This window comes from Mycobacterium sp. DHQP2018-32-09 (assembly GCF_058148405.1).
This window is the reverse complement of sequence record NZ_JBYVYK010000024.1, coordinates 1-25,028: the sequence shown is the minus strand read 5'-3', so window position 1 is coordinate 25,028 and position 25,028 is coordinate 1. Positions and strand designations below refer to the sequence as shown.

At 70.1% G+C, this 25,028-nt stretch carries 29 protein-coding genes and 1 pseudogene; 11 read left to right on the top strand and 19 right to left on the bottom strand.

Going from position 1 to position 25,028, the window contains the following annotated elements:
- Nucleotides 1–2 precede the first annotated feature (2 nt).
- Nucleotides 3–569 (bottom strand): TetR/AcrR family transcriptional regulator, encoded by a 567-nt coding sequence (locus AC30CM_RS13540; protein WP_490117399.1) that lies wholly within the window; start codon nucleotides 567–569, stop codon nucleotides 3–5.
- Between the two features lie 104 nt (nucleotides 570–673).
- On the opposite strand from AC30CM_RS13540, the gene AC30CM_RS13535 reads away from it, so the two are divergent.
- Complete coding sequence (locus AC30CM_RS13535; protein WP_490117450.1) at nucleotides 674–1,849, top strand: FAD-dependent monooxygenase; 1,176 nt, start codon at nucleotides 674–676, stop codon at nucleotides 1,847–1,849.
- Nucleotides 1,850–1,877: 28 nt separating this feature from the next.
- On the opposite strand, the gene AC30CM_RS13530 is transcribed toward AC30CM_RS13535, so the two are convergent.
- A complete protein-coding gene (locus AC30CM_RS13530; protein ID WP_490117398.1) occupies nucleotides 1,878–2,078 on the bottom strand; it encodes a hypothetical protein in 201 nt (66 codons plus the stop codon).
- 165 nt (nucleotides 2,079–2,243) lie between these two features.
- Between AC30CM_RS13530 and AC30CM_RS13525 the strand changes: the two genes are divergently transcribed.
- Complete coding sequence (locus AC30CM_RS13525; protein ID WP_490117397.1) at nucleotides 2,244–3,188, top strand: LysR family transcriptional regulator; 945 nt, start codon at nucleotides 2,244–2,246, stop codon at nucleotides 3,186–3,188.
- A 126-nt stretch (nucleotides 3,189–3,314) separates the two neighbouring features.
- Nucleotides 3,315–4,355: an FAD/NAD(P)-binding protein gene (locus AC30CM_RS13520; protein ID WP_490117396.1), complete on the top strand. Its 1,041-nt coding sequence runs from the start codon at nucleotides 3,315–3,317 to the stop codon at nucleotides 4,353–4,355.
- Nucleotides 4,356–4,404: 49 nt separating this feature from the next.
- Here AC30CM_RS13520 and AC30CM_RS13515 read toward each other — a convergent pair whose 3' ends face one another.
- The 7 genes from AC30CM_RS13515 to AC30CM_RS13485 form a co-directional block, all read right to left on the bottom strand.
- Nucleotides 4,405–5,403, bottom strand: coding sequence for a LacI family DNA-binding transcriptional regulator (locus AC30CM_RS13515; protein ID WP_490117395.1), 999 nt, complete (start codon nucleotides 5,401–5,403; stop codon nucleotides 4,405–4,407).
- Nucleotides 5,400–6,050 carry a nucleoside/nucleotide kinase family protein gene (locus AC30CM_RS13510; protein WP_490117394.1) on the bottom strand — a complete coding sequence of 217 codons (651 nt, stop codon included), beginning with the start codon at nucleotides 6,048–6,050 and terminating at the stop codon, nucleotides 5,400–5,402. Before AC30CM_RS13510 ends, AC30CM_RS13515 begins: the two co-directional genes overlap by 4 nt.
- The gene (locus tag AC30CM_RS13505) at nucleotides 6,047–6,949 is read right to left on the bottom strand and encodes a PfkB family carbohydrate kinase (protein ID WP_490117393.1); all 903 of its coding nucleotides are present in this window, start codon (nucleotides 6,947–6,949) and stop codon (nucleotides 6,047–6,049) included. Before AC30CM_RS13505 ends, AC30CM_RS13510 begins: the two co-directional genes overlap by 4 nt.
- A complete protein-coding gene (locus AC30CM_RS13500) occupies nucleotides 6,927–7,709 on the bottom strand; it encodes an ATP-binding cassette domain-containing protein (protein WP_490117392.1) in 783 nt (260 codons plus the stop codon). Before AC30CM_RS13500 ends, AC30CM_RS13505 begins: the two co-directional genes overlap by 23 nt.
- Nucleotides 7,706–8,710: an ABC transporter permease gene (locus tag AC30CM_RS13495; protein WP_490117391.1), complete on the bottom strand. Its 1,005-nt coding sequence runs from the start codon at nucleotides 8,708–8,710 to the stop codon at nucleotides 7,706–7,708. Before AC30CM_RS13495 ends, AC30CM_RS13500 begins: the two co-directional genes overlap by 4 nt.
- A gap of 8 nt (nucleotides 8,711–8,718) precedes the next feature.
- Nucleotides 8,719–9,717 carry a substrate-binding domain-containing protein gene (locus AC30CM_RS13490; protein ID WP_490117390.1) on the bottom strand — a complete coding sequence of 333 codons (999 nt, stop codon included), beginning with the start codon at nucleotides 9,715–9,717 and terminating at the stop codon, nucleotides 8,719–8,721.
- A gap of 142 nt (nucleotides 9,718–9,859) precedes the next feature.
- Nucleotides 9,860–10,642, bottom strand: a complete 783-nt coding sequence (locus AC30CM_RS13485) for a 3-oxoacyl-ACP reductase family protein (RefSeq protein WP_490117389.1) — start codon at nucleotides 10,640–10,642, stop codon at nucleotides 9,860–9,862.
- Nucleotides 10,643–10,755: 113 nt separating this feature from the next.
- Here AC30CM_RS13485 and AC30CM_RS13480 point away from each other — a divergent pair, with 113 nt between their 5' ends.
- The 3 genes from AC30CM_RS13480 (at nucleotide 10,756) to AC30CM_RS13470 (ending at nucleotide 12,686) form a co-directional block, all read left to right on the top strand.
- Entirely contained in the window at nucleotides 10,756–11,364 is a 609-nt protein-coding gene (locus AC30CM_RS13480; protein WP_490117388.1) for a TetR/AcrR family transcriptional regulator, read from the top strand.
- A gap of 267 nt (nucleotides 11,365–11,631) precedes the next feature.
- A complete protein-coding gene (locus AC30CM_RS13475) occupies nucleotides 11,632–12,357 on the top strand; it encodes a cutinase family protein (RefSeq protein ID WP_490117387.1) in 726 nt (241 codons plus the stop codon).
- A 167-nt stretch (nucleotides 12,358–12,524) separates the two neighbouring features.
- Complete coding sequence (locus AC30CM_RS13470; protein WP_490117386.1) at nucleotides 12,525–12,686, top strand: hypothetical protein; 162 nt, start codon at nucleotides 12,525–12,527, stop codon at nucleotides 12,684–12,686.
- Here the strand turns inward: AC30CM_RS13470 and AC30CM_RS13465 are convergent.
- From AC30CM_RS13465 to AC30CM_RS13450, 4 genes are read right to left on the bottom strand one after another with little or no spacing between them, the layout of a single operon-like run.
- Entirely contained in the window at nucleotides 12,683–13,492 is an 810-nt protein-coding gene (locus AC30CM_RS13465; RefSeq protein ID WP_490117385.1) for a DNA-formamidopyrimidine glycosylase family protein, read from the bottom strand. The two genes, AC30CM_RS13470 and AC30CM_RS13465, sit on opposite strands and share 4 nt — an antisense overlap.
- A 30-nt stretch (nucleotides 13,493–13,522) precedes the next feature.
- Nucleotides 13,523–14,440, bottom strand: coding sequence for an alpha/beta fold hydrolase (locus AC30CM_RS13460; protein ID WP_490117384.1), 918 nt, complete (start codon nucleotides 14,438–14,440; stop codon nucleotides 13,523–13,525).
- A gap of 44 nt (nucleotides 14,441–14,484) precedes the next feature.
- Nucleotides 14,485–15,072, bottom strand: coding sequence for a hypothetical protein (locus tag AC30CM_RS13455; RefSeq protein ID WP_490117383.1), 588 nt, complete (start codon nucleotides 15,070–15,072; stop codon nucleotides 14,485–14,487).
- A complete protein-coding gene (locus AC30CM_RS13450) occupies nucleotides 15,069–16,871 on the bottom strand; it encodes an ABC transporter ATP-binding protein (protein ID WP_490117382.1) in 1,803 nt (600 codons plus the stop codon). Before AC30CM_RS13450 ends, AC30CM_RS13455 begins: the two co-directional genes overlap by 4 nt.
- A 76-nt stretch (nucleotides 16,872–16,947) precedes the next feature.
- Between AC30CM_RS13450 and AC30CM_RS13445 the strand changes: the two genes are divergently transcribed.
- Nucleotides 16,948–17,514: a TetR/AcrR family transcriptional regulator gene (locus AC30CM_RS13445; protein ID WP_490117381.1), complete on the top strand. Its 567-nt coding sequence runs from the start codon at nucleotides 16,948–16,950 to the stop codon at nucleotides 17,512–17,514.
- 3 nt (nucleotides 17,515–17,517) lie between these two features.
- Here the strand turns inward: AC30CM_RS13445 and AC30CM_RS13440 are convergent, their stop codons facing one another.
- Nucleotides 17,518–18,987, bottom strand: a complete 1,470-nt coding sequence (locus AC30CM_RS13440; protein ID WP_490117380.1) for an NAD-dependent succinate-semialdehyde dehydrogenase — start codon at nucleotides 18,985–18,987, stop codon at nucleotides 17,518–17,520.
- Nucleotides 18,984–20,309: a 4-aminobutyrate--2-oxoglutarate transaminase gene (gabT, locus tag AC30CM_RS13435; RefSeq protein WP_490117379.1), complete on the bottom strand. Its 1,326-nt coding sequence runs from the start codon at nucleotides 20,307–20,309 to the stop codon at nucleotides 18,984–18,986. The genes AC30CM_RS13440 and gabT overlap by 4 nt, the downstream gene beginning before the upstream one ends.
- A 65-nt stretch (nucleotides 20,310–20,374) precedes the next feature.
- On the opposite strand from gabT, the gene AC30CM_RS13430 reads away from it, so the two are divergent.
- The 3 genes from AC30CM_RS13430 to AC30CM_RS13420 all read left to right on the top strand — a co-directional run bounded on the left by AC30CM_RS13430 (nucleotide 20,375) and on the right by AC30CM_RS13420 (nucleotide 22,498).
- Nucleotides 20,375–21,286 (top strand): LysR family transcriptional regulator, encoded by a 912-nt coding sequence (locus AC30CM_RS13430; protein WP_490117378.1) that lies wholly within the window; start codon nucleotides 20,375–20,377, stop codon nucleotides 21,284–21,286.
- Between the two features lie 84 nt (nucleotides 21,287–21,370).
- Nucleotides 21,371–21,856, top strand: a complete 486-nt coding sequence (locus AC30CM_RS13425; RefSeq protein WP_490117377.1) for a DUF4174 domain-containing protein — start codon at nucleotides 21,371–21,373, stop codon at nucleotides 21,854–21,856.
- Between the two features lie 12 nt (nucleotides 21,857–21,868).
- Complete coding sequence (locus tag AC30CM_RS13420) at nucleotides 21,869–22,498, top strand: CIA30 family protein (protein ID WP_490117376.1); 630 nt, start codon at nucleotides 21,869–21,871, stop codon at nucleotides 22,496–22,498.
- A 27-nt stretch (nucleotides 22,499–22,525) separates the two neighbouring features.
- On the opposite strand, the gene AC30CM_RS13415 is transcribed toward AC30CM_RS13420, so the two are convergent.
- Complete coding sequence (locus tag AC30CM_RS13415) at nucleotides 22,526–22,873, bottom strand: DoxX family protein (protein ID WP_490117449.1); 348 nt, start codon at nucleotides 22,871–22,873, stop codon at nucleotides 22,526–22,528.
- Nucleotides 22,874–22,990: 117 nt separating this feature from the next.
- Nucleotides 22,991–23,428 carry a MarR family winged helix-turn-helix transcriptional regulator gene (locus tag AC30CM_RS13410; protein WP_490117375.1) on the bottom strand — a complete coding sequence of 146 codons (438 nt, stop codon included), beginning with the start codon at nucleotides 23,426–23,428 and terminating at the stop codon, nucleotides 22,991–22,993.
- A gap of 77 nt (nucleotides 23,429–23,505) precedes the next feature.
- Between AC30CM_RS13410 and AC30CM_RS13405 the strand changes: the two genes are divergently transcribed.
- Nucleotides 23,506–23,877, top strand: a complete 372-nt coding sequence (locus tag AC30CM_RS13405) for an STAS domain-containing protein (protein ID WP_490117374.1) — start codon at nucleotides 23,506–23,508, stop codon at nucleotides 23,875–23,877.
- A gap of 76 nt (nucleotides 23,878–23,953) precedes the next feature.
- On the opposite strand, the gene AC30CM_RS13400 is transcribed toward AC30CM_RS13405, so the two are convergent.
- Complete coding sequence (locus tag AC30CM_RS13400; RefSeq protein WP_490117373.1) at nucleotides 23,954–24,247, bottom strand: DUF732 domain-containing protein; 294 nt, start codon at nucleotides 24,245–24,247, stop codon at nucleotides 23,954–23,956.
- Nucleotides 24,248–24,748: 501 nt separating this feature from the next.
- Nucleotides 24,749–25,028, bottom strand: a pseudogene (locus AC30CM_RS13395) (PE family protein); the annotation flags it as partial.

Genomic DNA, 25,028 nt, shown 5'->3' with positions numbered 1-25,028 from the left:
GCTCACAGGTCTGCGACCGCTGCGGCGATCACCCGCTGAGCTGCCGCGTCGAGGCGGGCGGCGTCCTTGGTGACCAGGCGATCCTGGCAGAGCCCGCGCAACGCCGAGACCACGAGCGTCGCACGCACTCTCGCGTCATCGTCGGCGCATCCCAAGCTCGTCAGCGCGGCGGCGATGGGATCGAGCATTGCCCTCACCGCGGCCTGTGCGTGGGGCAGGTACGTATCCGGATCGGTGACGGCCAAGCTCAGTACCTGCAGCATCAGGCCGACGGTGCGGCGCTGACGACCACGCGTGATCGCCTGCCACAGCCGCGTGGCCGCGTCATCGAAGTCGGCGGCGGTGGCGATCCCGTCGAACATCTCGCCGACGGCGGGCCTGCTCGCCTCGAGGGCCTGCGACAACAACTCCCCGCGATCTCCGAAGTAGTACAGCAGCATGCGCTTGCTCGTTCCGATCGCCTCGGCCATCGGGGCCAGCGACATGTCACCGACCCCGCGCTCCTCCAGATAGCCGACGACGGCACGCAACAGCTCGGCACGCTTGACGGGATCGGGGGTGCGCGGCATCACTTGAATGTATCGATCGGTACGACTACGGTCAACGACATGAAGTTGTGCCGATCGGTACATCAATGGTGACGGGAGGACGGTCGATGAACGTTGACGGCAAGATCAGGGTGGCGATCGTCGGGGCCGGCATCGGCGGACTCACCGCGGCCATCGCGCTGCGGCAGCGCGGTGTGGACGTCCACGTCTACGAGCAGGCGGCCGAACTGAAGGGCCTGGGCGCAGGCGTGTCGATCGCCACCAACGGATCGCGCATCCTCGAGCGCCTCGGACTGGGCGACGGGCTGCGCGCCATCGCCGGGCCGCTGAAGCGCTACGTGTTCCGCACGTGGCAAGGCCAGCCCATCGCGGGCGAACCGTCGTCGCTGTCCTTCGGCGATCCCGACCACACCTGGTTCCTCCACCGCGGCGACTTCCAGCGCGTGCTCTCCGAGGCACTCCCGGTGGACGCCATCACGCTGGGCCGCCGGGTCGTCGACGTGGTCGAACGCGCGCAGGGCGTCACGCTGCACTTCGCCGACGGCAGCCGCACCGAGGCCGACGTCGTCGTCGGGGCCGACGGCATCCACTCGCGACTGCAGGGTGCGGTGGGCCCCTCGGCCGAACCCGTCAGTGAAGGCATCATGGCCTATCGCGGCGTCATCCCGGCCGAGCGGCTCGTCGGCGTCGACGCCGTCGGCGCACTCGATGCGAGCGCCATGTGGATGGGCCCGGGCCGCAGCTTCCTGACCTACCCGGTCTCGGCCGGCCGGCTCCTCAACGTCGTGGCCTTCGTGCCCACGAACCTCGACGTGGTCGAGTCGTGGACCGCACCGGGTGACGTCGCCGAACTGGCCGCCGCGTACGCGGGTTGGCAGCAGCCCGTTCTCGACGTCATCTCGGCCATGGACGAAACCTTCCGATGGGGCATCTACGACCGCGAACCGCGGGCGAACTGGTCGACCGACCGCCTCACGCTGCTCGGCGATTCGGCGCACGCCGTCGTGCCACACCTGGGGCAGGGCGCCAATCAGGCCATCGAGGACGCGATCACGCTCGCGGTCGTGCTCGAAGGCTGCGAGCCGTCGGACGTGCCTGGGCGGCTCGGGCTCTACCAGGAGCTGCGGCTGTCGCGGACCCGGCAGGTACGCGACGGCGCCCGCGCGGCCGGTCGTGTCTACCGCAGCACGGACATGTCACCGCGGGCACGGGCGGATCGGATCGCTGCCATCTTCGACGGCGTCGGGGTCGACACCTACGATGCCGAACGCGTCGCCATGGAGTCGCTCACCGCGGCGTGAGCCACGGCCGGCACCGCGCGAACCACCATCAGAACGCCTGATCCACGAAACCCCCTGAGGTGTCCACTTCGTCGTGGTCGTCCACGTGATAGGTCGGGGTGACGGCGGTGACCGGGTTGGTGCCGTACGCGGTACTCGGATCCGGACCGGTGCCGGCGGCGGGCGTGAGAGCGACCATCACCGCTGCCGCCGCAGGCGCCAGGGCGATGATCGTGTGCTTGAGTGTCATGTTCGTATCCCTTCGATGTCGTTACTGCCGAACATGATTCAGCGTCCACTCGGCAGCGGCGCCACGGTAGGGGACTCTTCGTCGTGAGTTCACAATCGCTGCTTGTGAGCGGGCGTCGGTCCGATGCCAGTGCCCCCGACCCCGGCGCGTGCTTTCATCGACGTCATGGCCCTCAGCTCACGGATGCCCACCCTCGCCGAGTTCGAGGTGTTGCTCGCCATCGCCCGGACGGGCAGCCTGGGAGCCGCGGCTCGCGACGTCGGCCTGACCCAGCAGGCCGTGTCGGCGCGGCTGGCGTCGATGGAGGCGCAGACGGGCGTGAAACTCGCGGTCCGGTCACCGCGCGGCTCTCGGCTCACGCCCGCGGGAGTGGTCGTCGCCGAATGGGCCCACCAACTGCTCGAGGTCGCAGCACACGTCGACGCCGGGTTGGCCTCCCTGCGTGACGAATCCCGCCATCGCATCCGCATCTCCGCGAGCCAGACCATCGCCGAACGGTTGCTGCCACGCTGGCTGGTGTCCTTGAGCGCCGCCGCCGTGCGAACCGGCACCCCGTCCCCAGAGGTCACGCTGACCGCCACCAACAGCGACCACGCCATCACCGACGTCACGACCGGTGCCGCCGACGTCGGCTTCATCGAAAGCCCCTCCGTGCCATCGGGGTTGCATACGCGGGTGGTGGCTCGGGACGAACTCGTGGTGGTGGTGGCCGCCAGTCACGCATGGTCCAGGCGCACCCGCCCGGTCAGTGCCGCCGAGCTGGCGCGGACTCCGCTCATCTGCCGTGAGCCGGGCTCGGGCACCAGGGACTCCCTGATCGCGGCGCTTGCCAACGCCGGATACTCCGGGGATCGCCTGGCGTCGCCGCTGCTGGAGCTGTCGTCGGCTGCCGCGGTACGCGCCGCGGTGCTGGCCAGCGGAGCCCCCACCGTGATGAGCCGACTGGCCGTCGCCGACGACCTGGCCTTCGGCCGTCTGCGGGAAGTGGCCACCGCCGACCTGGATCTGCACCGTGACCTGCGGGCCGTGTGGACCGGTGGCCGCACGCCCCCGGCCGGCGCAGTCCGAGACCTCCTCGCCCACATCGCGTCCCTGCGCCCTCGACACTAGCCGCCGCCGTACTCACAAGCCGTCATTGTGGGACCACAATCACGGCGCCGCTACCGCTTCGCGACGGTCGGCCCGAGCATGGAGTGGTGCCGATCAGCGGCACGTGATCTCGGAGGGAGTCTCGACATGCGTAGCAACCACTTTCGATGGATGGTCATAGGCGCCGGGCCGGCGGGCATCGCGACCGTCGGGCGCCTGCTCGACGACGGCGTCGACGCCGAGCAGATCGCCTGGGTGGATCCGGACTTCGCCGTCGGTGACTTCGGGGCCAAGTGGTCCGCGGTCTCCAGCAACACGCGGGTCGCGGGCTTCACGCACTTCCTCGGCGCCAGCAGGGCGTTCAGGTTCGACCAGGGGCCCGACTTCGCCATCCGGCACCTGGATCCACGGGACACCTGCCCGCTCGGCACCGTCGCCGAACCCCTGCAGTGGATCACCGGCCACCTGATCGAACGCGTCGCGGCCGTCAAGGCACGCGCGACCCGCATCGAGCTACGGCAGCGCCGCTGGACGGTGCAGGTCGACGACTCGGAACTCACGTCGGACAACGTCGTGCTGGCCATCGGCAGCGACGCCCGCACCCTCGATCATCCGCACCTGCGTCACATACCACTCGAGGTCGCAGTGGACCTGCGCAAGCTCGACGCCGAACCTCTGGCGGGTGCGACGGTGGCGGTGTTCGGCTCCTCCCACTCGACCATGCTGGTGCTGCCGAACCTGCTGCGCCAACCGGTCTCCAAGGTCATCGACTTCTACCAGCATCCCTTGCGTTACGCCGTCGAGTTCGAGGACTGGACGCTGTTCGACGACACGGGCCTGAAGGGTCGGGCCGCGCAGTGGGCTCGAGACAACCTCGACGGTCGGCTACCCGAACGTCTGCATCGCCACCACGTCGCCGATCCCCGGTTCGACGAGTTGGTGGCGCAGTGCGACCACGTGGTGTACACCGTCGGCTTCGAGCCGCGTCGCATCGCCACGCCGCAGTGGGGCGCCCTGCGGCACAACCCGTCCAATGGCATCATCGCCCCCGGCCTGTTCGGCATCGGGATCGCCTATCCCGGCTACCGCGTCGATCCGACGGGCTTCGGGGAACCTCGTGTCGGCTTGGAGAAGTTCCTGGAGCAACTCGACAAGTGCATGCCCATCTGGGCGCGTTACGGCGCCTGAGGCGACCCACGTCGTGCACGCCGCTTCACCCCCGGCTTCGCGACGCGGGTCAGGCGCACCCGCAGGAATTCCGGCGGTGGAACGTCGTGGGAACGCTGATCCGCTCGCTCGGGCCATCGTGGCCACGGATGCGCCGCAGCAGCAGCTCGGCAGCCGTGGCGCCGATGGTCTCGACGTCCTGGGCGGCCGCGGTCAGCTGCGGTTCGAACAGCTCCGACCACTCGAAGTCGTCGTAGCAGGCCAACGCCACGTCCCCGGGGATGGACAGACCGAGGCGGCGTACCGCCTTCAGCGTCCCGATCGTCATCGCGTTGTTCATCGACACCAGCGCCGTCGGGCGACGCGAATCCGACATGACGGCAAGCACCCGCCGCTCGGCCACGTCGGTGGCCGACTCACCGTCGACGACGAGATCGGGGTCCACGGCGATCCCCCGCGCACCCAGCGCCGCGACGTACCCGTCGAATCTCTGGGTGGTGGAGGAGATCCCGGCGAGTCCGCGGACGACGCCGACGCGCCGGTGCCCGTGCGCGAGCAGGTGTTCGGTGAGCCGTCGCGCCGCAGCCGTGTTCTCCGGGCACACCTGGTCGCAGTCCAGTTCGACTCCGCGGTCGATGAGCACCAGCGGGGTACGGCTCGCGACGACCGCGGGGAGCGTCACCCGCTCGGATCCCGCCGCGGGCGCCACGATCAGGCCGTCGACCTTCCGGTCGAGCAAGGAGTCGGTGACGCGCCGCTCCGAGTGCACGTCGTCGTGCGAGTCCCCGACGATCAGGACGTACCCGGCGGCCGATAGCGCGCACTCGACGGCGTGCACCAGGCTTCCGAAATACGGGTTGGTCAAGGCGGATATCGACAGGCCCACGGTGTGCGTCCGCCCGGCCGCCAGTGCACGCGCCACGACGTTGCGCCGATACCCGGTCTGCTCGATGGCCGCCTCCACGCGCGACCGCGTCGACGCGTCGACCTTCCTGGTGCCGTTGAGCACGTGCGACACCGTGGACGCCGAGACACCCGCCAGCCGGGCCACGTCGCCCATCGTGGTCATGGCAGTCGCAGGATGCGGTCCGCGCGACCTGCGGTCGACTCGATCAGCTGGGCGTTGCGTTCGTCGGATCCCAGCGCCCAGCGCCTCGCGTCGTCCGGCGACTTGCCGTACGCCTCGTGCCTGCGTACCAGCCGCAGATGCCGAACGTCGCTGGCGGGGGCCAAGAACCACACGGCGTCCAGGCACGCGCGGGCCGCAGGCCATGCCCCGGACTCGAGCAGCAGGTAGTTGCCCTCGGTCACCACCAGCGGCGTCGTCGACGCCACCGGAATCGACGAGCCGACGGGCTCCTCGATCTCCCGTCGGAACCTGGGGGCGTAGACCACCGGATCGTCGCCGCCCTGCGCCCGCAGTGTCTGGAGCAGTCGCGCGTATCCCCCATCGTCGAACGTGTCGTACGCACCCTTGCGGTCGCGTCGGCCCAACGCCTCCAGCACCTCGTTGGCCAGGTGGTAGCCGTCCATGGGGACCAGCACCGCGGCCTCGGACCCGAGTGCGGTCACCAGACGTTCGGCCACCGTGGACTTTCCGGCGCCGGGAGCGCCGGTGATCCCGAGGAGGCGGCGCCGTCCCGGGACCACGAGCGCACGCGCCCACTCGGTCAACTGCTCCATGGTGACGTCCTGGACGTCGCCGTCGATGGTCACCTCGTCTCCCCTCCGCCGCGCAACTCGGCCAGCCACGCCCGCGGCCCGACCGTCGAGACACGCAGCGCCGCAACGCGTGCGGACCGTTCTATCCGATCCACCAGGGCGTCACCGGCATGGAAACAGTACGCGCCGTGAAAGGCGTCGCCCGCACCGAGCGTGTCGACCGCCGTCACCGCAGGCACCGCCACCTCGCCGCTGCGCCCGCCGGCCCACCACTGGACGGGACCGCCCCCATGGGTCACGACCACCGTGCCGACCCCGCGGGCCAGCAAGGCGGCCGCCATCGCCTCCGACGTGTCCGCGCCGGGCACGCGGAAGTCGGCAGAGCACACCATGTCGGTGGCGTGCTCGGCGATCGCGCCCAGCACGGGTTTCCAGCGTCCCGCGTCCACGACCAGCGGGACCCCGCGCGCTGCCGCGCACCTCGCCGCGGCTCCGGCGAGGTCGGGGTGATGCCCGTCGACCAGTACGACGTCGGCGGCGGCGACCAGGCGCTCCAGGGACGGCGGCGGCCCGGCATCCGATGTCACCGCGTCCAGCGATACCACCGACCGGTCACCCGTCCCCTCGACGACGGCGATCGCGGACACCGGAACCGCCCGCTCCGTCCCGACGGCGACGTCGACGACGGTGACTCCGTGAGCGGCGAGATCACTGCGCACCAGGTCCGCGACCGGTGCATCGCCGAGCGCGGTGACGAGCGTCGCCGTGCCGCCGAGGGCCGCGTGGACGACCGCGGCATTGGCAGCCGGACCGCCGGCCGAGACGAACTGCGCCGTGGCGGTGACCTTCTCGTTGACGTCGGGACGCGAGGCCACGCGGTGCACGACGTCGAGGGTGGCCAGGCCGACGAAGAGTCCGGCCGGGGCGCGCTCAGAGCCCTGCGCGTTCCTCATCGGTCGGCTCCTCCGCACCGGTCATGAGCGCCACTACCTCCGACATGGACCGTTTCCTCGGGTCGACGACGCCGGCGCGCTGCCCCAGCCGATGGATGTGGATCCGGTCGGCCACCTCGAAGACGTGCGGCATGTCGTGGCTGATGAGCACGACGGGGATACCGCGTTCGCGGATCGACTTGATCAGGTCGATCACCTGGCCCGATTCCCGCACGCCCAGCGCTGCGGTCGGTTCGTCCATGATGATCACGCCGCGGCCGAACGCGGCCGCTCGCGCCACCGCGACCCCCTGCCGCTGCCCACCGGACAGCGTCTCCACGGCCTGGTTCACGTTCTTGATGCCGATCTTCAGGTCCGCCAGGTGCCCGGAGGCCTCCTGGCGCATGCGGGGCATGTCGAGCCTGCGGAACACGCTGCCGGCCAATCCCTTTCGACGCACCTCCCGACCCAGGTACAGATTCGACGAGATGTCCAGCGCCGGAATCACGGCGAGGTCCTGGTACACGGTCTCGATCCCGGCGGCCCGGGCATCGCGGGTGTTCTTGAACGACACCGGTTCACCGTCCATCAGGATCTGTCCGGAGTCCGGGATCACCGCGCCGGCGAGCGCCTTGATCAAGCTGCTCTTGCCCGCCCCGTTGTCCCCGATGACGGCCAGCACCTCGCCGGTGCGCAATTCGAAGTCGGCGCCGTTGATGGCGACGACGTTGCCATAGCGTTTGACGAGGCTCCGGGCCTCGAGTGCGGGCGCATCGCTCATCGCGACCTCCTGCGGGTGAACTGGTCGACCGCCACCGCGACGATCACCAGGATCCCCGTCGCGATGTTCTGATAGAGGTTGTCGACACCGGCCTGGGTCAGGCCATTTCGCAGCACGCCGACGATCAGGGTGCCCACCAGGGTGCCGACCACGCCGCCCCGACCGCCGAACAGGCTGGTGCCGCCGATGACGACGGCGGTGATGGTCTCCAGGTTCGCGTTCTGGTAGGCGTTCGGGTCCGCGTTGGGGATGCGACCGAGTGCCGCCCACGCGGCGATGGCGGCGATGACACCCGTGGTGACGTAGACCGACAGCAAGACGCGTCCGGACTTGATGCCCGAGAGATCCGAGGCCTGCCGGTTGCCACCGACGGCGTACACGTGCTTGCCCCAGGCGGTTTGGGACAGGGCGTACCACATGACGAGGTAGACCAGCAGCATGGCCACCACGCCGTAGGTCGTCGCGAAGGACCCGATCCGGAACGAGGTGCCCAGGAAGGTCAGCGGCCCCGGCTCCACGCGGTAGGTCTCCGAGCCCGCGAGCAGGCGCGTGGCGGCCTGGATCGCGGTGAACGTCCCCAGCGTCACGATGAACGGCGGCAGGCGCAGGACGGTGACCAGCCCACCGTTGAGCGCGCCGAACGCCACGCACACCAGCAGCGTCGAGAGCAAGGCCACGACCGGGCCGTTGGCCCCGACGCCCTGTGCCAGCACGATGGTTCCGAAGACCGCGACCGCTCCGATCGACAGGTCGATGCCGGCGGTCAGGATGATGAGCGTCTGACCGACGGCCAGGATGCCGATGACCACCGACTGCTGCAGGATCAGCGAGACGTTCTGCGGTTCGAGGAACGAATCCGACACCGCGCTGAAGACGACGATCGCGATGACGAGCGCGGCCACCGGCCCGAGCAGCGGTTCACGCAGCAGGTTGGCGACGTCGAACCGCCTCGACCGGCCCTCCTCCGGCGGCGTCGCGGTCGTGGGTGCATCCGTACTCATGTCGCGGCTCAGCCCCAGCAGTTCTGTTCGCCCCAGGCGGTGTCCTTCGATTCGATACCGGGCATGGGCTTGTCGGTGACGAGCTGCGAACCGGTGTCGTTGAATCCGCTGGGCTTGGTGCCGTCCTTGGCGAACTTCACGACGGCCTGCACGCCGAGTTCGGCCATCTTGGCCGGGAATTGGAGCACCGTGGCGCCGATCTTGCCTGCCTTGACGTCCGCGATGCCGGTGCAGCTGCCGTCGATCGATCCGATGGTGATCTGACCCGCGCGGTTGGCGGACTGGATGGCCTGATAGGCGCCCGCGGCGGCGGGTTCGTTGATGGTGTAGAGGGCGTTGATCCGCGGGGCGCGCTGCAGGATGTTCTCCATTGCGGTCTGCGCCTTGGTCTGGTCGCCGTTGGTGTTCTCCTGGCCGACGATCTCCGGCGAGCCGTTGGCGATGCCGAAGCCCTCGAGGAAGCCGTCGTGGCGGAAGGTGTCGACGGTGCCGCCCGGCGTGCCGTCGAGCATGACGACCTGGGGCGCGGCGCTGCCGATCGCGGCGCGCACCCACTTGCCCTGGCTGACGCCCGCGGCCTTGTTGTCGGTGGCGAACGTGGCGTCGACGGCGTCTTCGGGGTCCGTCGCGGTGTCGAGGGCGATGACGACGACGCCTGCGTCGCGGGCCTTCTTGATGGCGTCGAGCACGCCGGTCGAGGAGTTCGGGGTGATGAGGATGCCCTTGACGCCCTGGCCGACCATGTTCTCGATGGCCGACACCTGACCCTCGTTGTCGCCATCGAAGGCTCCGGCAAGCGCCACCAATTTGGCACCGTCCTTGTCGGCCTGCGCCTGGGCGGCCTCCCGCAGTTTGACGAAGTACGGGTTCGAGTCGGTCTTGGTGATCAGCCCGACCTTGACCTCGTCGGAGCCGGAGCTGCTGCAGCCGGTGACACCGAGGACCAGTGACCCCGCGGTGAGCAGCGCTCCGACGGCGAGCGTGCTGCGGGTGCGCTTTCCGACCATGTGGACTCCCTCGTCCCGGTGCGACGCCGACCGCGTCGCGGCTGTGCAGGAGCCTAGGGGCTACGCAAGCGCTTGCGCATGCGCTTTCGCGAAATCGGTCCTAGTCGTGACCGAACGGGACGGTTGGCCTCGCCGTCTGCGCTCAGGCGCTGAAACCACCGTCGACGGCCCACGTCGCGCCGGTCACCCACGCCGCTTCCGGTGAGGCGAGATAGGCGACGGCACTGGCGATGTCGCGCGGATGACCATAGCGACCCAACGCGGTCATCGCCCGGTTCGCCTCGGCCATGTCACTGTCGTCATCCGGGTTCATGTCGGTGCTCGTGGGGCCTACCGCCAGGTTGTTCACGGTGATGCCGCGCGGGCCGAGTTCCCGCGCCAGGCCGCGCGTCAGGCCGGCGACCGCCGCCTTGGTCATGGCGTACACCGCCAGGTTGGGGACGTGCACCCGATCGCCGTTGACGCTGCCGATGGTGATGATGCGGCCGGACTCTTCCATGTGGGCGACGGCCGCCTGTACGGCGGCGAACACCGCCCGCACGTTCACCGCGATCGACTGGTCGAACCGCTCGAGGGGGAAGGTGTCGATGGGTTCGGCATGGGCGATGCCCGCGTTGTTGACGAGGACGTCCAGGCCGCCGAGGCGGCGCGCGGCCTCGTCGACGGCGCGCTGGATCTGGGCGGCGTCGGCGCTGTCGGCGTCGAGCCCGACGACGGTGGCGCCCGCCGACGTCGCGGCGGCGACGAGGTCGTCGGCCTGCTGCGGCGAGGACCGGTAGGTGAACGCCACGGCAGCGCCATCGGCCGCCAGACGGCGAACGATCTCGGCTCCGATGCCGCGTGAACCGCCGGTGACGAGTGCCCGCAGGCCCGCGAGGGGGCGTGGGCGAGGAGAGCCGAGATGCTCGGGTGCCGCAGCGTTCATGGGATTGGCCTTCCTCGCGGTACGGCGCACGTCGCGCCGGTTCGGTATCGATCGGTACGGAAGTCACCGTATCACTTCGGGACCGATCGGTACAGAAGGCGTAGACTCGTCACATGCCGACGACCACGGGAACGGCCCTGGGGCGGCCCCGGGGCTTCGACGCCGACCAGGCGTTGGAGCGCGCCATGCTGGTGTTCTGGGAGCGGGGGTACGAGGGCGCGACGCTGGCCGACCTGACCGATGCCATGGGCATCACGCGCACCAGCATGTACGCGGCCTTCGGCAACAAGGAACAGCTGTTTCAGGCCGCCGTCCGCCGCTACCTGGCCGGGCCGGCCGGCTACCTCACCTCCGCGCTGGCCCAGCCGACCGCCCGCGAGGTCGCCGCGGCTGCCCTCGCCGGCGTGGTGGCCGCCACCACCCGCCGAGGTGGTCCCGCCGGATGCCTCGTCGTGCAGGGCTCGCTGGTCGCAGGAGACGTGGCCCAATCCGCGCGCGACTTCCTGGCCGCGTGCCGCGAGGAACAGTGGTCGCAGCTGCGCGATCGCTTCCGCGCGGCCGTCGCGGCCGGTGACCTGAGCGCCGACACCGATCCCGGGCTGCTCGCCCGCTACGTGGCCACCGTCGGCAACGGTCTCGCCGTGCAGGCCGCAGGCGGTGCCGGCCGTCGCGAACTCCAACGGGTCGCCGATGCCGCGCTACGCCACTGGCCGCCGGTCTGAGGCCGTCAGCGGTTGCCGCAGGCACCCGGCCGGGCGCTGCCCGTGGGACGTGACGGGCGACGAAGTCCCCATCCCAAGTGGTCGAGGATCGCAGGCGGGCCCACGCGCGTCTGGAAGCATCGGTTTTCGCCCTGTTCAGTGACGCCGCTCATCCGAGCGGTCCCAGCGTTCGGACAGCAATCGGCGAGGCCGTTCTGCACCAACGGGGGTGGCGTGATAGCCATATAGCTTGATAGCCCGTCTAAGCGGCTCCGTCGAAAGGCACCCATGACCATCAGTACGCACGTGCGGAGGGGCCGCCGACTCGCCGCCGCCGCAGGGTTGGCGCTCGTCGCCGCCGTGGGCCCCGGCATGGCGTCGGCGTGGGCCGAGCCCGCGCAGGGATGCCCCGCCGTCGAGGTCGTCTTCGCCCGCGGCACGTTCGAGGCGCCCGGTGTCGGCGCCACCGGTCAGGCGTTCATCGACGCGCTCAACTCGCGCCTGAAGACGCCCGCCGCGGTCTACGGGGTGAACTACCCGGCATCGCTGGACTTCCAGGCGGCGGTCGGCGGCGTCGGTGACGCCGCCAACTACATCGAAGCGCTGGCCAATCGGTGCCCCGACACCCAGATCGTGCTGGGCGGGTACTCGCAGGGCGCCGCCGTCGCGGCCTACACCACGTTCGACAGCGTTCCGCCGGGCTACGTGCTGCCGCCGAGCATCAAGGGGCCCATGCCGGAGTCGGTGGCGTCACACGTCGCCGCCGTGGCGCTGTTCGGCACCCCGGATTCGAACTTCCTCGACATCGTCGACCGCAACGCCCCGCCGATCTCGGTCGGTCCCCGCTACGCCGACAAGACCGTGCAACTCTGCGCACCGGGCGATCCGGTGTGCCAACCCGGCGGCTTCGAACGAGCCGCCCACAGCGCCTACAAGAGCAATGGGATGGCCGACCAGGCAGCGGATTTCGTCGTCGACCACCTCAGCGGCGGGGTGGTCGCCAACGGCCAGTGACGGCCGGCGACCGCTAGGCATCCCCGTCGACGAATCCTCCCCGTGGTGAGCGTCGAGAAGTAGCCCGGGTTCGCTCCGCCCGCCAGACCGTCGTGACAGCTGCGTTTCGTCCCTCCGGTTGGCGGGTATCGAATCTGCGCCAGCGTCAACGTCACCACGGAGCGGACATGAACGACCACGGAGTGGATCCCCTGATCCCGTCGCCTGGTGGCCTGTCGGCCACCGCGCCCAGCTTCGGGAACTCGTCCTACGAACTCTTCGGCCTGGGTTGGCGGCCGCCGACGGCGCAGGCCGAGTACATCGGCAGGCACCGCGCCCCGGATTCCTAACCGGGCGGCGCTTGCGGCCCCGGTTGGCAGTTCGGACACCACCAGGTGCGCCTCCGCTCCGGGTCGTTGGGGACCTCGTCGATCGCCCTGACGACGGTCGAGCATCGCAGGCACGGCCGCCCCGCCCTGCCGGCCACCCAGTGACTCTCGCCCTTGCGCCGGTGGCCCGTGGTCACCTGCATGGCGCCGGGCACCGTGGCCGAATGGCGGAGTGCGCGTGCCCCGAGAGCCAGCAAGGCCTCGACGTCGACCTGGTCGATCGGGGTCCACGGGCTGAGCCCCCGCAGGAAGCACAGCTCGTTGGCCCACAGGTTGCCGAAGCCGGCCACGCAGCGCTGGTCGAGCAGGACGGCCACCACCGGCCGTCCCCCGTCTTCGCGCATGCGTCGCAACGCCTCCCGAGCGTCCCAGTCCGGGCGCAGCGGATCGGGCCCGAGGTGCCCGACGACCATGAATTCGTCACGCGTGCGCAGCAATTCGACCACCGGGAGCCGGATGCCGTACGCCGCGGGTCCGTCGGTGCGCAGCACCACACGCACGTCCGGCATGACGGTCGCGGGCAGCCGCCTACCGGCGCGTGAGATCGTCCACGAGCCCGACATCCGCAGGTGCGTGTGCAGCGTGACGTCCTCGGAAAGGCGGGTCAACAGGTGCTTGCCGTGCGTGACGTGCTCGAGCACCGTGAGACCGCCGAGGTCCTCGGCGGCATGCGCCGGAACGCGCAGCCTGCCGTGCGTCAGCACGCGCCCGCGAAGGGCGGCGTCGAGCCGGCGCGCCAGCGCGAACACGGTGTCACCCTCGGGCACGACTGTGGTGCTTGCCGCGCGCCCGTGATCTCAAACCGTGGGGTGTGATCGTCTCAGCAGGAGGACGGCATCGGCGAAGGCCTTCGGGTTCTCCTGCGGCAGGCCGTGGCCGGCGTCCACTGCCCGGTGGTCGACCAGTCGAGCGAAGTGTTCGTGGTGGTCGCCGACGCCGGGACGCGGGCCCAGACCGTCGTACAGGGGATCGAGGACGACGGTCGGCACGTCGACGGGTGGTCGGGTGGCGATGCGCTGCTCGGTCGCCTCGTACGCCGGGTCGCCGGCGACCAGACCGTACCGGTGGCGGTAGCTGTGCACCACGACGTCGACGAAGTCCGGGTTGTCGAAGCAGCGCGTGGTGGCCAGGAGTGCCTGCTCGGTGAAGTCCCATCGCGGCGACCACTGCTGCCACAGCAGCCGGGCGTACTCGGCGCGGTGGCGTTCCAGGCCGCGGCGCCCCCGCTCACCGTGCAGGTAGTACTGGTACCAGTAGCGGGCCTCGACCTCCGGCAGTGCGGGGGTCGCGGCGGCCGCGATGTCCTGGACGTTGTACCCGTCCACCGTGACCAGACCCGAGACCGCCTCGGGCCAGAGCGCCGCCACCAGGCATGCGGCGCGCCCACCCCAGTCGAAGCCACCGACCATGGGGCGGTCGATCGCGAGCGCCTCGATGAGGTCCCGCAGATCGTGGGCCAACGCGGCCTGCTGGCCCGAGCGCATGGTGGCGTAGTCGACGAAACGGGTTGGCCCGTAACCCCGCAGGTAGGGCACCACGACGTCGGCGCCGGCCTCGACGAGTGGCGGCACCACGTCGTCATAGCAGGGTGGGGCGTACGGGAAGCCGTGGAGCAGCACCACCGGCCAGCCCGCCGGGTCGCCGTGCCGCTCGTAGGCCACGTCCAGTACCCCGGCTCGCACCGTGTGGATCGCCGACCGTCGTTCCGCTGACATGCCCACCAATGTGGTCCAGGTTCGCGGTCATCGGCAAGCGCAGGTCACTTGATGGCGAGGTTGACCAGGATGACGGCCACGCCCAGGGCGGTGTTGCCCAGCCCGACGACGCACGCCCCCCACTTCGAGTAGCCACTGATCCGGCCGGCCACCACGCCCCAGCCGAACAGCAGGCCCGCGTTCAGCACGAGCGCGACCGACGTGTAGCCCACCGTGAGCGACCCGTCGGCCCCTTCCACGTCGTCGCGCCATCCGGTGAGGTGGGCCGTCCACAGCAGGATCAGCGTGGGGACGGACGCGAGCACCATCGGAACGCCGGTGAGCAGGAAGGACCGCAGGTCCCGCCAGAAGCCCGTGGTGGGGCTGACCTGGTGAGCCGACACGTGCTGGCCGTAGCTGCGCGTGATCGCCGCGATGCCGACGCTGGCGGCGACCCACAGTGCCGAGTACCCCGCCGACTGCCCGATGGGGATGGCCGCCAGCGTCGCACTGGCGAACACCGTCCCGATGACGCCGCCGTAGACGTCGTTGGGGCTGAGCGCGGACAGCACCGAGGTGCGCTGCGCCGCAGGGGTCGTGGGCGCGGAGGCGTCGGTCGTGGTGGTGGTGACCGGCGCGTTGCCCTGGGTCATGGGGTGATCCCTTCCCGGATGTCGGCACCGGCAGGGACGGTGTCGAGCCGGAGTGAGTCGACGAGACGGCGGTAGAGCTCACACCGTTCGAGGAGTTCGTCGTGGCGCCCTCGGTCGACGATGCGCCCGCGGTCCATCACGATGATGGTGTCGGCGTCGACGACCGTCGACAGCCGGTGGGCGATGGTGACCACCGCCCTGCTGGCGGCCTCCTCGCGGATGACGTCGTGTACGGCGGCCTCCGACAAGGCGTCGATCTGTGCGGTGACCTCGTCCAGGAGGAGCACCTCCGGTTGCGCCAGCAGCGCCCGTGCCAGGGCCACGCGCTGCCGCTGCCCACCCGAGATGGTCACCGCCGCAACGTCGGTGTCGAGTCCCCGCGGCAGACCGGTGACCAGGTCGGTCAGCAGCAGCCGACGCACCACGTCGTCGACTTGGTCCTGCGTGGCTTCGGGATTCGCGAACAACAGGTTGTCGCGAAGCGTTCCCGGCAGCAACGGGCAGTCCTGTTCGACGTAGCCGAGGCGCCGGCGCACCCCGGCGATGCCCAATTCCGAGTAGGCCTTGCCGCCCATTCGAAGCGAACCCGTCTCCGCCTCGATGAACGCGAGCATTGCTGCGAACAACGTGGTCTTGCCGGCACCGGACGGACCGACGATCGCCGTGTGGCCCCGTCGTGGTACGTCCACGCTGACGTCGCGCAGGACCGGTGGGCCACCGCTGCGGTAGCGGGCGCCGACCCCCTCGAACGCCACGGCGGGCACGTCGAGGGCGGTGAGGCGGTCTGGGGTCGCCGGACCGATGTCCTGCGGTTCTTGGGCGAGCGACTGCACGTCGCGTATCCGGCCGGCGGCGGCGATGCCCGCCTGCAGTGTCGTGAGGTGGTGGCTCAACTCCATGGTCGGACCCAGCAGGCCCACCGCGTAGAGCAGGAAGGCCACCAGGGTGGACATGCCGAGCTGCCCCACCGATACGAGATAGGCACCGCCACAGACGATCACGAGAGTTGTGGCTTGGACGCCGGAGAAGGTGACACTCCAGACGAAGGCTTCGCGGCGCACCGCGCGCACGCTGTGGCTGCGCGATTCCAGGGCTCGTTCGACGAGCGAATCCGATTGCCGTTCCTCGGCTGTTGCCACCTTGACGGTCTTGATGGCCCGCAGCGTGGTCTCCAGGATGCCGCCCAGGCCGCCGAGTGCGCGCTGGGCGTCTTCCTGGGCCTGACCGATGGCCGGCGTCAACAGCGCGAAGACGATGGCGATCAGCACCATCGACCCGATGGTCACCGCACCCAGCAGCGGGTTGAGATACACCATCAGGGCCAGCGTGCCGACGACGGTGATGGTGCCGTTGACGAGCCCGACCGCGCTCGACGACGTCGCTTCGCGCAGCAGCACGGTGTCGCTGGTCACCCTGGTCACCAGCTCGCCGTTGGAACGCTCGTGCAGGGGCAGCAGGCGGGCGCGCAAGAAACGCTTGACCATTCCCTGGCGGGCGTCGAAGACGACGTCCTCGGCCAGCGTCCCCAGGATCACCCACTGCCGCCAACTCAGGACCGTGCTGACCACGATGACTCCGGCCAGCAGCAGAGCGGGCCCGACGAATCCCCCCGCGGCGCCGATCGCATCGAGCACGCTCCGCGTGACGAGCGGCGTCGCCAATTCGGCCGCCGAGACACCCAGTCCCAGCAGGAGGGCCACGGCCAGCCGGCCGCGATGGGGTCGCACGAAGCCCCACAGCACGGACAGTCTGCTGGGCTGCGACTCGGCATGCGCGTCAACGACTGCGGTGGGGTTCACACCTAAAATTAGGACATATGTGTCCGATTTTCGTCAAGTTTCGTCCGAAAGGGGGTCCGTGGGGCACGATGTGGTCATGGCTGCGAGCACCCGCCCCCTGCGCGCTCGCGATCGCACGCGAGCGGCGCTGCTGTCGGCGGCGATCGACGTGCTCACCGACGATGCCACCGCGTCGATGAGCGACATCGCGACCGCCGCGGGCGTGGCGCGCAGCACGCTCAACCGCTACTTCCCCGACCGGGCAGCGCTGACGGAAGGCATCGAGGCGTTCGTCGAATCCCAGTACGAAGAGGCCATCCGGGAAGCCCGCACCGACGAGGGCACCGGACTGGCCGCCTACCTGCGGATCGTCGACGAGATGCTCGAACGCCTGGACAGCCTGGGCTGGTGGTTGCGCGCGTCGGAGGACCACGACGTCGACGACTTCGACTGCGAGACCGACCAAGGCATCATCGCCGTCATCGAACGCGGCCAGCGCGACGGCACCGTCGACACGCAGTTCACGGCCACGTTCATGGTCAGCACCACGTGGTGGCTGCTGACCGCAGCGCATGACGACGTGCGACACGGCAAACAACCGCGTCGCGAAACCCGCGAGATGGCCCGCAACGCGCTGGCCAAGCTCGCCGCGGCACGGCGGTGATGATTACCAAGCGACGCTGAGGTACTGCGTCTCCAGGTACTCCTCCAGCCCGATGCGGGCGCCTTCGCGGCCGATGCCGCTCTGCTTCACGCCACCGAACGGCGCCGCCGGGTCCGACACCAACCCGCGATTGATGCCCACCATCCCCGCGTCGAGCGCCTCACCGATCTTCAGCGCCTCGGCCAGTTCCCCGAACACGTAGGCAGCCAAGCCGTATTCGCTGTCGTTCACCATCTCGAGCAAGCCGGCGACGTCGTCCCACACCACGATGGGCGCCACCGGTCCGAAGATCTCCTCGCCCAGCAGGTCGTCGTCGGGGGCCAGTCCGGTGAGCACCATCGGGCTGAGGAAGTGCCCGGCGCCCTCGGGGGCGGCGGCCCGGTGCGCGATGGTCGCTCCGCGCGCCACCGCACCGTCGACCAGCCGGGTCACCTGGCCCAGCGCCTTGGCGGAGATCAGGGGACCCACGTCGCTGCCCTCGTCGGCCGGACCCACGCGCAGCGCCTCGACCGCGGCGCCGAACCTGGCCGTGAATTCCTCGGCCACGTCGGCGTGGACGTAGAAGCGGTTGGCGGCAGTGCAGGCCTGCCCACCGTTGCGGAACTTGGCCACCATGGCCCCCTCGACCGCGGCGGTGATCTCCGCGTTGGCCGTCACGATGAACGGCGCATTGCCGCCCAACTCCATCGAGGTGTTGACGACGCGATCGGCCGCCTGGCGCAGCAGGATTCGGCCCACGCCGGTCGATCCGGTGAAGGACAGCTTGCGTACTCGCGCATCCTCGAGCCACGTGCTCACGACGGTGGCGGAGTCACTCGTCGGCACCACGTTGACCACGCCGCCCGGCACCCCGGCCTCTTCGATGAGCCGGGCGATGGCCAGGGCCGTCAGCGGGGTCTCCCCCGCAGGCTTGAGCACGACGGTGCACCCAGCCGCCAACGCCGGGGCGATCTTGCGGGTCGCCATGGCGGCCGGAAAGTTCCACGGCGTCACCAGTGCGGCGACACCCACTGGCTTGTGGGTCACCAGCGTGCGGGTGCCGCCCGCGGGCGACGGTCCGTAGTCCCCACCGGGGCGCACGGCCTCCTCGGCGTACCAGCGGAAGAACTCGGCCGCATAGGTCACCTCGCCGCGGGCGTCGACCAGTGACTTGCCGTTCTCGAGCGCGATCAACTGGGCCAGTCGCTCGTGGTCGCGAAGCATCAGATCGCGCACCCGCGTGAGCATCTCGCCCCGCGCGCGGGCCGGGATCGCCGACCACTGCGCGAGCCTGATGGCCGCTGCGTCGACGGCCGCGGTCGCATCGCTTGCGTCGCCGTCGGCCACGGTGGCCACGACCTCGCCGGTCGCCGGGTTCTCGACGTCGAACGTGCCCGCCCCACCGGCGCGCCAGCGCCCGTCGATCAGCACGGCGTCGACCGGGTCGAGCGACGCCACCAGTTCGAGGTGCGCCGGTGCGCTTACGGCGGTCATTCGGCCAGTCCCTGGGCGACGATCCCGAGTGCCTCGTCCAGCAGTTCGTCGGAGATGCTCAGCGGGGGCAGGAAGCGGATCACGTTGCCCCAGGTGCCGCAGGTGAGCGTGATGACGCCGTTGGCGATGGCGTGTGCGGCCACCTGCTTGGCGAGTTCGGCGTCCGGTTCGCCGGTGACGGCGTCGACGAACTCGGCGGCGATCATCGCCCCGCGGCCACGTACGTCGCCGATGCGCTTGTCGTGCGCCTGTAGGTCGCGCAGCCGTCCGAGCAGCGTCTTCTCGATGTGCTGGGCGCGCTGCAGCAGGTTCTCGGACTCGATGGTCTCGATGACCGCCAGCGCGGCCGCGCACGCCAACGGGTTGCCGCCGTAGGTGCCGCCGAGACCACCGGCGTGGACGGCGTCCATCACCTCGGCGCGGCCGGTGACGGCGGCCAGCGGCAGACCGCCCGCGATGCCCTTGGCACTGACCACCAGGTCGGGCACCACGCCTTCGTGCTCGACGGCGAACCAGGCGCCGGTGCGCCCGAAGCCGGACTGCACCTCGTCGGCGACGAACAGCGCGCCATTGTCCCGACACCACGTCGCGAGGGCGGCGAGGAACCCCGGGGCGGGAACGATGAAGCCGCCCTCGCCCTGCACCGGTTCGATGACCACGGCGGCGACCTGGTCGGCACCCACCTGCGCCTCGAGCATGGCGATGGCCCGCTTCGCGGCGCGCGCGCCGTCCATCTCCTCGCCGTCGTGGAAGGGATACGACATGGGTGCTCGGTAGACCTCGCCGGCGAACGGTCCGAAGCCCCGCTTGTAGGGCATGTTCTTCGCCGTCATCGCCATCGTGAGGTTGGTCCGCCCGTGATATGCGTGGTCGAACACCACCACCGCGTCGCGGCGCGTGGCACAACGGGCGATCTTCACCGCGTTCTCCACCGCCTCGGACCCGGTGTTGAACAGCGCGGTGCGCTTCGCGTGGTCACCGGGCGTCAGCTCCGAAAGGCGTTCGGCCACGGCGACGTACCCCTCGTACGGCGTGACCATGAAACACGTGTGCGTGAAGGCCTCGACCTGCTCGGCGACAGCGGCTGCCACCCGGGGCGCGCTGTTGCCGACGGTGGTCACCGCGATGCCGGAGCCGAGGTCGATGAAGCGGTTGCCGTCGACGTCCTCGACGATGCCGCCCGCCGCACGCGCCGCGAAGACCGGCATCGTGGTGCCCACACCTGCGCTGACGGCCGCCTGCTTGCGCTGCATCAGCTCGACCGACCGCGGGCCGGGGACGGCCGTCTGCAGGAGGCGGGATTGCTCGACACCGTTGACCATGACATGCAGTGTGAGGCGCTGCGCACTTGCCGTCCAAGACTTGTTCGGCATTAAAATCATGCTTCGTGGGCATCGATCTGCGGCTGCTGCGCTATCTCGTCGCGACGGTCGAGTGCGGGTCGGCCACGCAGGCGGCCGCGGTCCTACACGTCACCCAGCCCGTGCTGTCGCGCCAGCTGCGCCAGCTCGAGCGGGATCTCGGCCTGCGGCTGTTCGACAGGGACGGTCGCCGTCTGCGGCCCACGGCCGCCGCAGAGGAGTTCGTGGTGGAGGCGCGGGCGCTCCTGAACCAGGCGGCGATGGCCGAGCGCACGGCGGAGTCGCTGGCGTCGGGCCGCATGTCCTCACTGCACCTCGCGGTGACGACCACGACTCTCACCGACGTGCTCGCCCCGTTCCTGGCGACGTGGGGGCCCGACGACCCGACGCCGGTGGTGCGCGAACTCGACCCGCGGGGCGCGGCCGCCGCCATCCGCGGCGGGGCCGACCTCGCCGTCGCCACCCGCCCGCCGGCGCAGTGGCTCGCCAGCCGACTCCTCGCGGTGTTGCCGGTGTGGGCCTACGTTCCCGAATCCGACCCGTGGGCCGACCGCACGCGCGTCGACGTCGCCGCACTCGCCGGCCGCGAACTGATCCTGCTGACCGAGGAATTCCGGCCGCGCATGCTGCTGGACGCCGCGATGGACGCTGCCGGCATCGGATATGGACGGTACGTCGAGGTGTCCAATCCTCAGGTGGCGCAAGCGATCGCCGCCGCCGAGCGCGGTGTCGCCGTGGTCACCGACGACCCCCGATTCGGGCTGGTTCCCCTGCACATCGACGGCCCGGCGGGACCGGTCCGGATCCGCCTGTACGCGGCGTGGGACCCGCGCCATCACGCCGCCGACACGCTCGCGGGCATGGCCAAACGGCTCGCCGACTTCAGCGTGTCGCGCTACGGCCCCGAAGTGGCTGCACCCCCTCGACATTCAACGTGACACCGCAGCCAGACCAGGGCCGAGCCCACCGACGCCGCTGCGATCGGTACAGTCGAAATCACCGTGTCCGGGGAGTGATGCCACATGTCGACGATGCCTGGCGCCCTGCGACGCGCGCTCGTCCTGGCCCTCGCGCTGGTCGGCGCCGCCGTGGCGAGTGCCGCGCTGTCACCTGCCACCGTTGCGGCCGCCGGACTCGGCGACTTCCTCTGGGAGCGTCGGCCGCTGCTGGTATTCGCCCCCGCCGCCGACGACCCCCGGTTGATCGAGACGCTGCGCCGGGTCGAGAACAGCCGCTGCGACTTCGCCGATCGCGACATGGTGCTCGGTGTCGTGGTGCCCCGTGGGGCCAGCACGCTGGACGACCGGGCCATCACCGCCGACGAGGCACGGCAACTCGCCCAGCGCTTCGACATCGGGCCGAGTGGTTTCGCAGCCGTGTTGATCGGCAAGGACGGCAGCGAGAAGTTCCGCGTCGGCGACGTACCCGACATGCGCACGGTGTACGACGTCGTCGACGGCATGCCGATGCGCGGCCGCGAGGCCGGCGCGCAGTCGAACCGGTGTTGAGGAGGACACGTCATGATGGGTCGAGGGTTCCGGTATCGGCTGGCGGGCGTGTCGCTGGCGAGCGCGGCACTGTTGGTCGTGTCGTGTGGGACGGCGTCTGGGTCCCCGGACGCGACCCAGACGACCGCGCCCGCCGCATCGGACGTCGCGCTCGTCGATCTCGATCCCGCCGCGGTGGCCGGATGGACGACGGTGAACGATCCCGTCATGGGCGGGGCGTCCACCTCGACCGTCGCTGCCGGCGACGGCGGGCTGGTGTTCTCCGGCAACGTCTCCTTGGCGAACAACGGCGGCTTCGCCTCGGCCCGCAGCCCCGAGGACCCCGGTATCGGGCAACGGGCCACGGGCGCAACGGCATTGCGAATGCGCGCCGAGGGCGACGGCAAGGTCTACCTGCTCAAGCTGGGAGTGGCGGGTCAGCCCTGGTCCTACGTCCAGAGATTCCGCACGGTCGCCGGCACCGTACGGACCTACGAGCTGCCCGTCGAGGACTTCGAACCCGTCGGCATGCGCCTCGACCCCGCACCCGACGCGCCGCGGCGGCTGGACCCCGCGACCATCGACCAGCTGTCGGTCTACATCCTCGACGGGCAGCAGGGCCCCTTCGCCATCACCGTCGCCGCGATCGACGCCACGACCTGAGGCCGAATCACCGGGTGCGCGGACGCTTCACCGCTTGCCGCGCGGTATCCCCGTGGCCCACAGCGCCCACGCGATCAGCGCCGGCTGGAACAGGAGCCGAACGAAGCGACTGGTGTCGCTGTTGAGGCCGAAACCATCGGTCTGATGGACGAATTGCGCGATGTTGCCGGGGAAGACCAGGACGAAGAACGCCGCGAGCAGTCTGCCGACGAGTACCCGGTCCCGGTTGAGGACGGCCAGGCCCACGCCGAGCGTGATCTCGACGCCTCCGGATGCCATGACGACGCCGTCGGCGTCCATCGGCACCCACCGGGGCACCTGGGCCTGGAATTCCTCACGGGCCCAGAACAAGTGACTGAAACCGGCGAAGATCATCGCACCCGCCAGGACGAGTCGCGCGAGGGTTCGCGCGCGGGTGGTCGGTGGCGGCGCAGGCAGGTCGGACTCGGGCACGGGATCGATCCTCTCGACGGTGGGCGGGCGACGGGTTCCTCAGCGGGCCGTGCGGGCATGCAGTTCGGCGGTGATGGCGTGCAACGCATCACGCAGCGACGCGAGGTCGGTCGCCGCGGAATCGTCGGCCTCCAGCAGGCGCTCCGGGATGCACGCCGCGCGCTCTTCGAGTGCTCGCCCGTTGGGCGTCAGGGTGATCTCGACGCGCCGCTCGTCGAGATCACTGCGTCGGCGTAGCACCAGGCCCGCCGCCTCCAGCCGTTTGAGCAACGGCGAGAGCGTCCCCGAGTCGAGATACAGCCGCTCTCCAAGGTGCCCCACCGTGCAGGGCTCCTCCTCCCACAGCACCAGCAGCACCAGGTATTGGGGGTAGGTCAGGTCGAGCGGCTCCAGCAGCGGCCGGTAAGCGGCCGTCACGGCCCGGGAAGCCGAATAGAGCGCAAAACATAGTTGTTCGTCGAGACGTGGCCCCGGCATGGAGCCAGACTATCGTACGCATTTCAATTGTGCGCAATGCAGTGTCGTCGGTGCCATCCCGTAAAGTCGTGGGTGCAATGCAGCGATCGAATGCCTTCCAGCCTTCCTCGCGGGTGCGTGTCCTCACCCGCAGGGAAGCGGGCTGCACCATCACCAGCGTGACCGGTGACGTCGACCTGTCGACGGCCGACCAACTCCGGGACGAACTCGCCCGGGCGATCGCACCCGCCCCGGCGGTTTTGATCGTCGACCTGACCGACGTCGGCTTCCTGGCCTCGGCCGGATTGCAGGTGTTGGTCGACGTCCACCGCCTGGCCGCGCACACGCGCCTCGCCATCGTGGCGGCCGCACCCGCGACGCGCCGGCCGCTGACCATCACCGATCTGCACCACGTGCTGGAGATCTATCCCAGCCTCGACAAGGCGCTCGAAGTCCTCTCGCAGAGGTGAGCCTGCCGCCGGCCACGCCGCGGGTGCCCGGCGATGCGGTTGTCACCAACCGCATCGCCGCAGACGTCGTTGGCGATCAGCAGAGGTGGGCGACGGCGGCGTCGTAGAGGAATGCGGCGTCCTTGGCGTCGACGGCGTCGTTGGTGGTGTTGTAGATGTCGTCGATGGTGGCTTGGCGCGCGACGCCGGCGGCACGGTCCTTGCAGACCCCATAGCCGACGTTCAATGCGACGTCCTGCGAGGTGTCGCCGTAACCGTAGTCGGTCAAGGCCGTGAAGTAACCGCCTTCATCGGCGTTTGCCGTACCCGCAGTGCCCAGGGCAATGCCCACGGCGGCAAAGGCAGCAATCGACAGCGCGAACTTCTTCATGAGGCGTCCTTCTAGACGAGGTGCACATACCGCCGAGAACGGATTGGTCTCAGGTCGAGCACGATGCGATGGGACTATACATAGCCCGAACCAACCGGCGCGATACTTTTCGGCAAATTTCGATCCTGGACGTCAATATGTCATGCGCTGCAGAAACCTGCATCCACGCACCCGCACCGGAACCATCCCCAGGGAGGTCGAGCACGGTACCGCCGCCGTTGGACCGACCCGGACGCCGCGCGCCGACCGTGACGGCGCCACCGGACCGATGCACCAGTCGACTTCGGCCCAGCACACTACCGGGCTGCGGCGCGACGATCCCGTCAGCAAACTGGTTGAAACGTTCCGAGCGAGATGCCGGACGTTGCCACGCACGACTGCGCCGACGCCGCCCCGCGTGCCTTCGACTCGGTGACCGCCACTGGCGCAACCGCTTTCGCCATGCCACGGCAACGGGCCCAAGGACCCGACCGCGGTAGCGGAAGCGTGAACGCCGAGCCGTCAGCCGTCGGATCCCGCGTTGCCGTTCGCGGTGCTGCCGCTACCCCCGGCGCCTCCCGCGCCACCGGGAGCGCCGCCGTCTCCACCGTCACCACCGCGCCCCGGAGCACCCGATCCGCGGCCCCCGTCGCCCCCGCGACCACCAGATTCCAAGCCGTTGTCGCCGCCGGTTCCCCCGTGTCCGCCGGTCGCCGCCCCGGCCGTCGAGGACGCGTCGCCACCCGTGCCGCCCGAGCTACCGCTGCCGCGGCCGTTCCCGTCGCCCCCGCGCCCGCCGGCA

Excerpts from the sequence above, each read along its gene's own strand:
- AC30CM_RS13540 (WP_490117399.1), bottom strand. The coding sequence starts at position 569 with ATGCCGCGCACCCCCGATCCCGTCAAGCGTGCCGAGCTGTTGCGTGCC.
- AC30CM_RS13530 (WP_490117398.1), bottom strand. The coding sequence starts at position 2,078 with ATGACACTCAAGCACACGATCATCGCCCTGGCGCCTGCGGCGGCAGCG.
- AC30CM_RS13525 (WP_490117397.1), top strand. The coding sequence starts at position 2,244 with ATGGCCCTCAGCTCACGGATGCCCACCCTCGCCGAGTTCGAGGTGTTG.
- AC30CM_RS13520 (WP_490117396.1), top strand. The coding sequence starts at position 3,315 with ATGCGTAGCAACCACTTTCGATGGATGGTCATAGGCGCCGGGCCGGCG.
- AC30CM_RS13515 (WP_490117395.1), bottom strand. The coding sequence starts at position 5,403 with ATGACCACGATGGGCGACGTGGCCCGGCTGGCGGGTGTCTCGGCGTCC.
- AC30CM_RS13505 (WP_490117393.1), bottom strand. The coding sequence starts at position 6,949 with ATGAGGAACGCGCAGGGCTCTGAGCGCGCCCCGGCCGGACTCTTCGTC.
- AC30CM_RS13500 (WP_490117392.1), bottom strand. The coding sequence starts at position 7,709 with ATGAGCGATGCGCCCGCACTCGAGGCCCGGAGCCTCGTCAAACGCTAT.
- AC30CM_RS13495 (WP_490117391.1), bottom strand. The coding sequence starts at position 8,710 with ATGAGTACGGATGCACCCACGACCGCGACGCCGCCGGAGGAGGGCCGG.
- AC30CM_RS13490 (WP_490117390.1), bottom strand. The coding sequence starts at position 9,717 with ATGGTCGGAAAGCGCACCCGCAGCACGCTCGCCGTCGGAGCGCTGCTC.
- AC30CM_RS13485 (WP_490117389.1), bottom strand. The coding sequence starts at position 10,642 with ATGAACGCTGCGGCACCCGAGCATCTCGGCTCTCCTCGCCCACGCCCC.
- AC30CM_RS13480 (WP_490117388.1), top strand. The coding sequence starts at position 10,756 with ATGCCGACGACCACGGGAACGGCCCTGGGGCGGCCCCGGGGCTTCGAC.
- AC30CM_RS13475 (WP_490117387.1), top strand. The coding sequence starts at position 11,632 with ATGACCATCAGTACGCACGTGCGGAGGGGCCGCCGACTCGCCGCCGCC.
- AC30CM_RS13470 (WP_490117386.1), top strand. The coding sequence starts at position 12,525 with ATGAACGACCACGGAGTGGATCCCCTGATCCCGTCGCCTGGTGGCCTG.
- AC30CM_RS13460 (WP_490117384.1), bottom strand. The coding sequence starts at position 14,440 with ATGTCAGCGGAACGACGGTCGGCGATCCACACGGTGCGAGCCGGGGTA.
- AC30CM_RS13455 (WP_490117383.1), bottom strand. The coding sequence starts at position 15,072 with ATGACCCAGGGCAACGCGCCGGTCACCACCACCACGACCGACGCCTCC.
- AC30CM_RS13445 (WP_490117381.1), top strand. The coding sequence starts at position 16,948 with ATGGCTGCGAGCACCCGCCCCCTGCGCGCTCGCGATCGCACGCGAGCG.
- AC30CM_RS13440 (WP_490117380.1), bottom strand. The coding sequence starts at position 18,987 with ATGACCGCCGTAAGCGCACCGGCGCACCTCGAACTGGTGGCGTCGCTC.
- gabT (WP_490117379.1), bottom strand. The coding sequence starts at position 20,309 with ATGGTCAACGGTGTCGAGCAATCCCGCCTCCTGCAGACGGCCGTCCCC.
- AC30CM_RS13425 (WP_490117377.1), top strand. The coding sequence starts at position 21,371 with ATGTCGACGATGCCTGGCGCCCTGCGACGCGCGCTCGTCCTGGCCCTC.
- AC30CM_RS13420 (WP_490117376.1), top strand. The coding sequence starts at position 21,869 with ATGATGGGTCGAGGGTTCCGGTATCGGCTGGCGGGCGTGTCGCTGGCG.
- AC30CM_RS13415 (WP_490117449.1), bottom strand. The coding sequence starts at position 22,873 with ATGATCTTCGCCGGTTTCAGTCACTTGTTCTGGGCCCGTGAGGAATTC.
- AC30CM_RS13410 (WP_490117375.1), bottom strand. The coding sequence starts at position 23,428 with ATGCCGGGGCCACGTCTCGACGAACAACTATGTTTTGCGCTCTATTCG.
- AC30CM_RS13405 (WP_490117374.1), top strand. The coding sequence starts at position 23,506 with ATGCAGCGATCGAATGCCTTCCAGCCTTCCTCGCGGGTGCGTGTCCTC.
- AC30CM_RS13400 (WP_490117373.1), bottom strand. The coding sequence starts at position 24,247 with ATGAAGAAGTTCGCGCTGTCGATTGCTGCCTTTGCCGCCGTGGGCATT.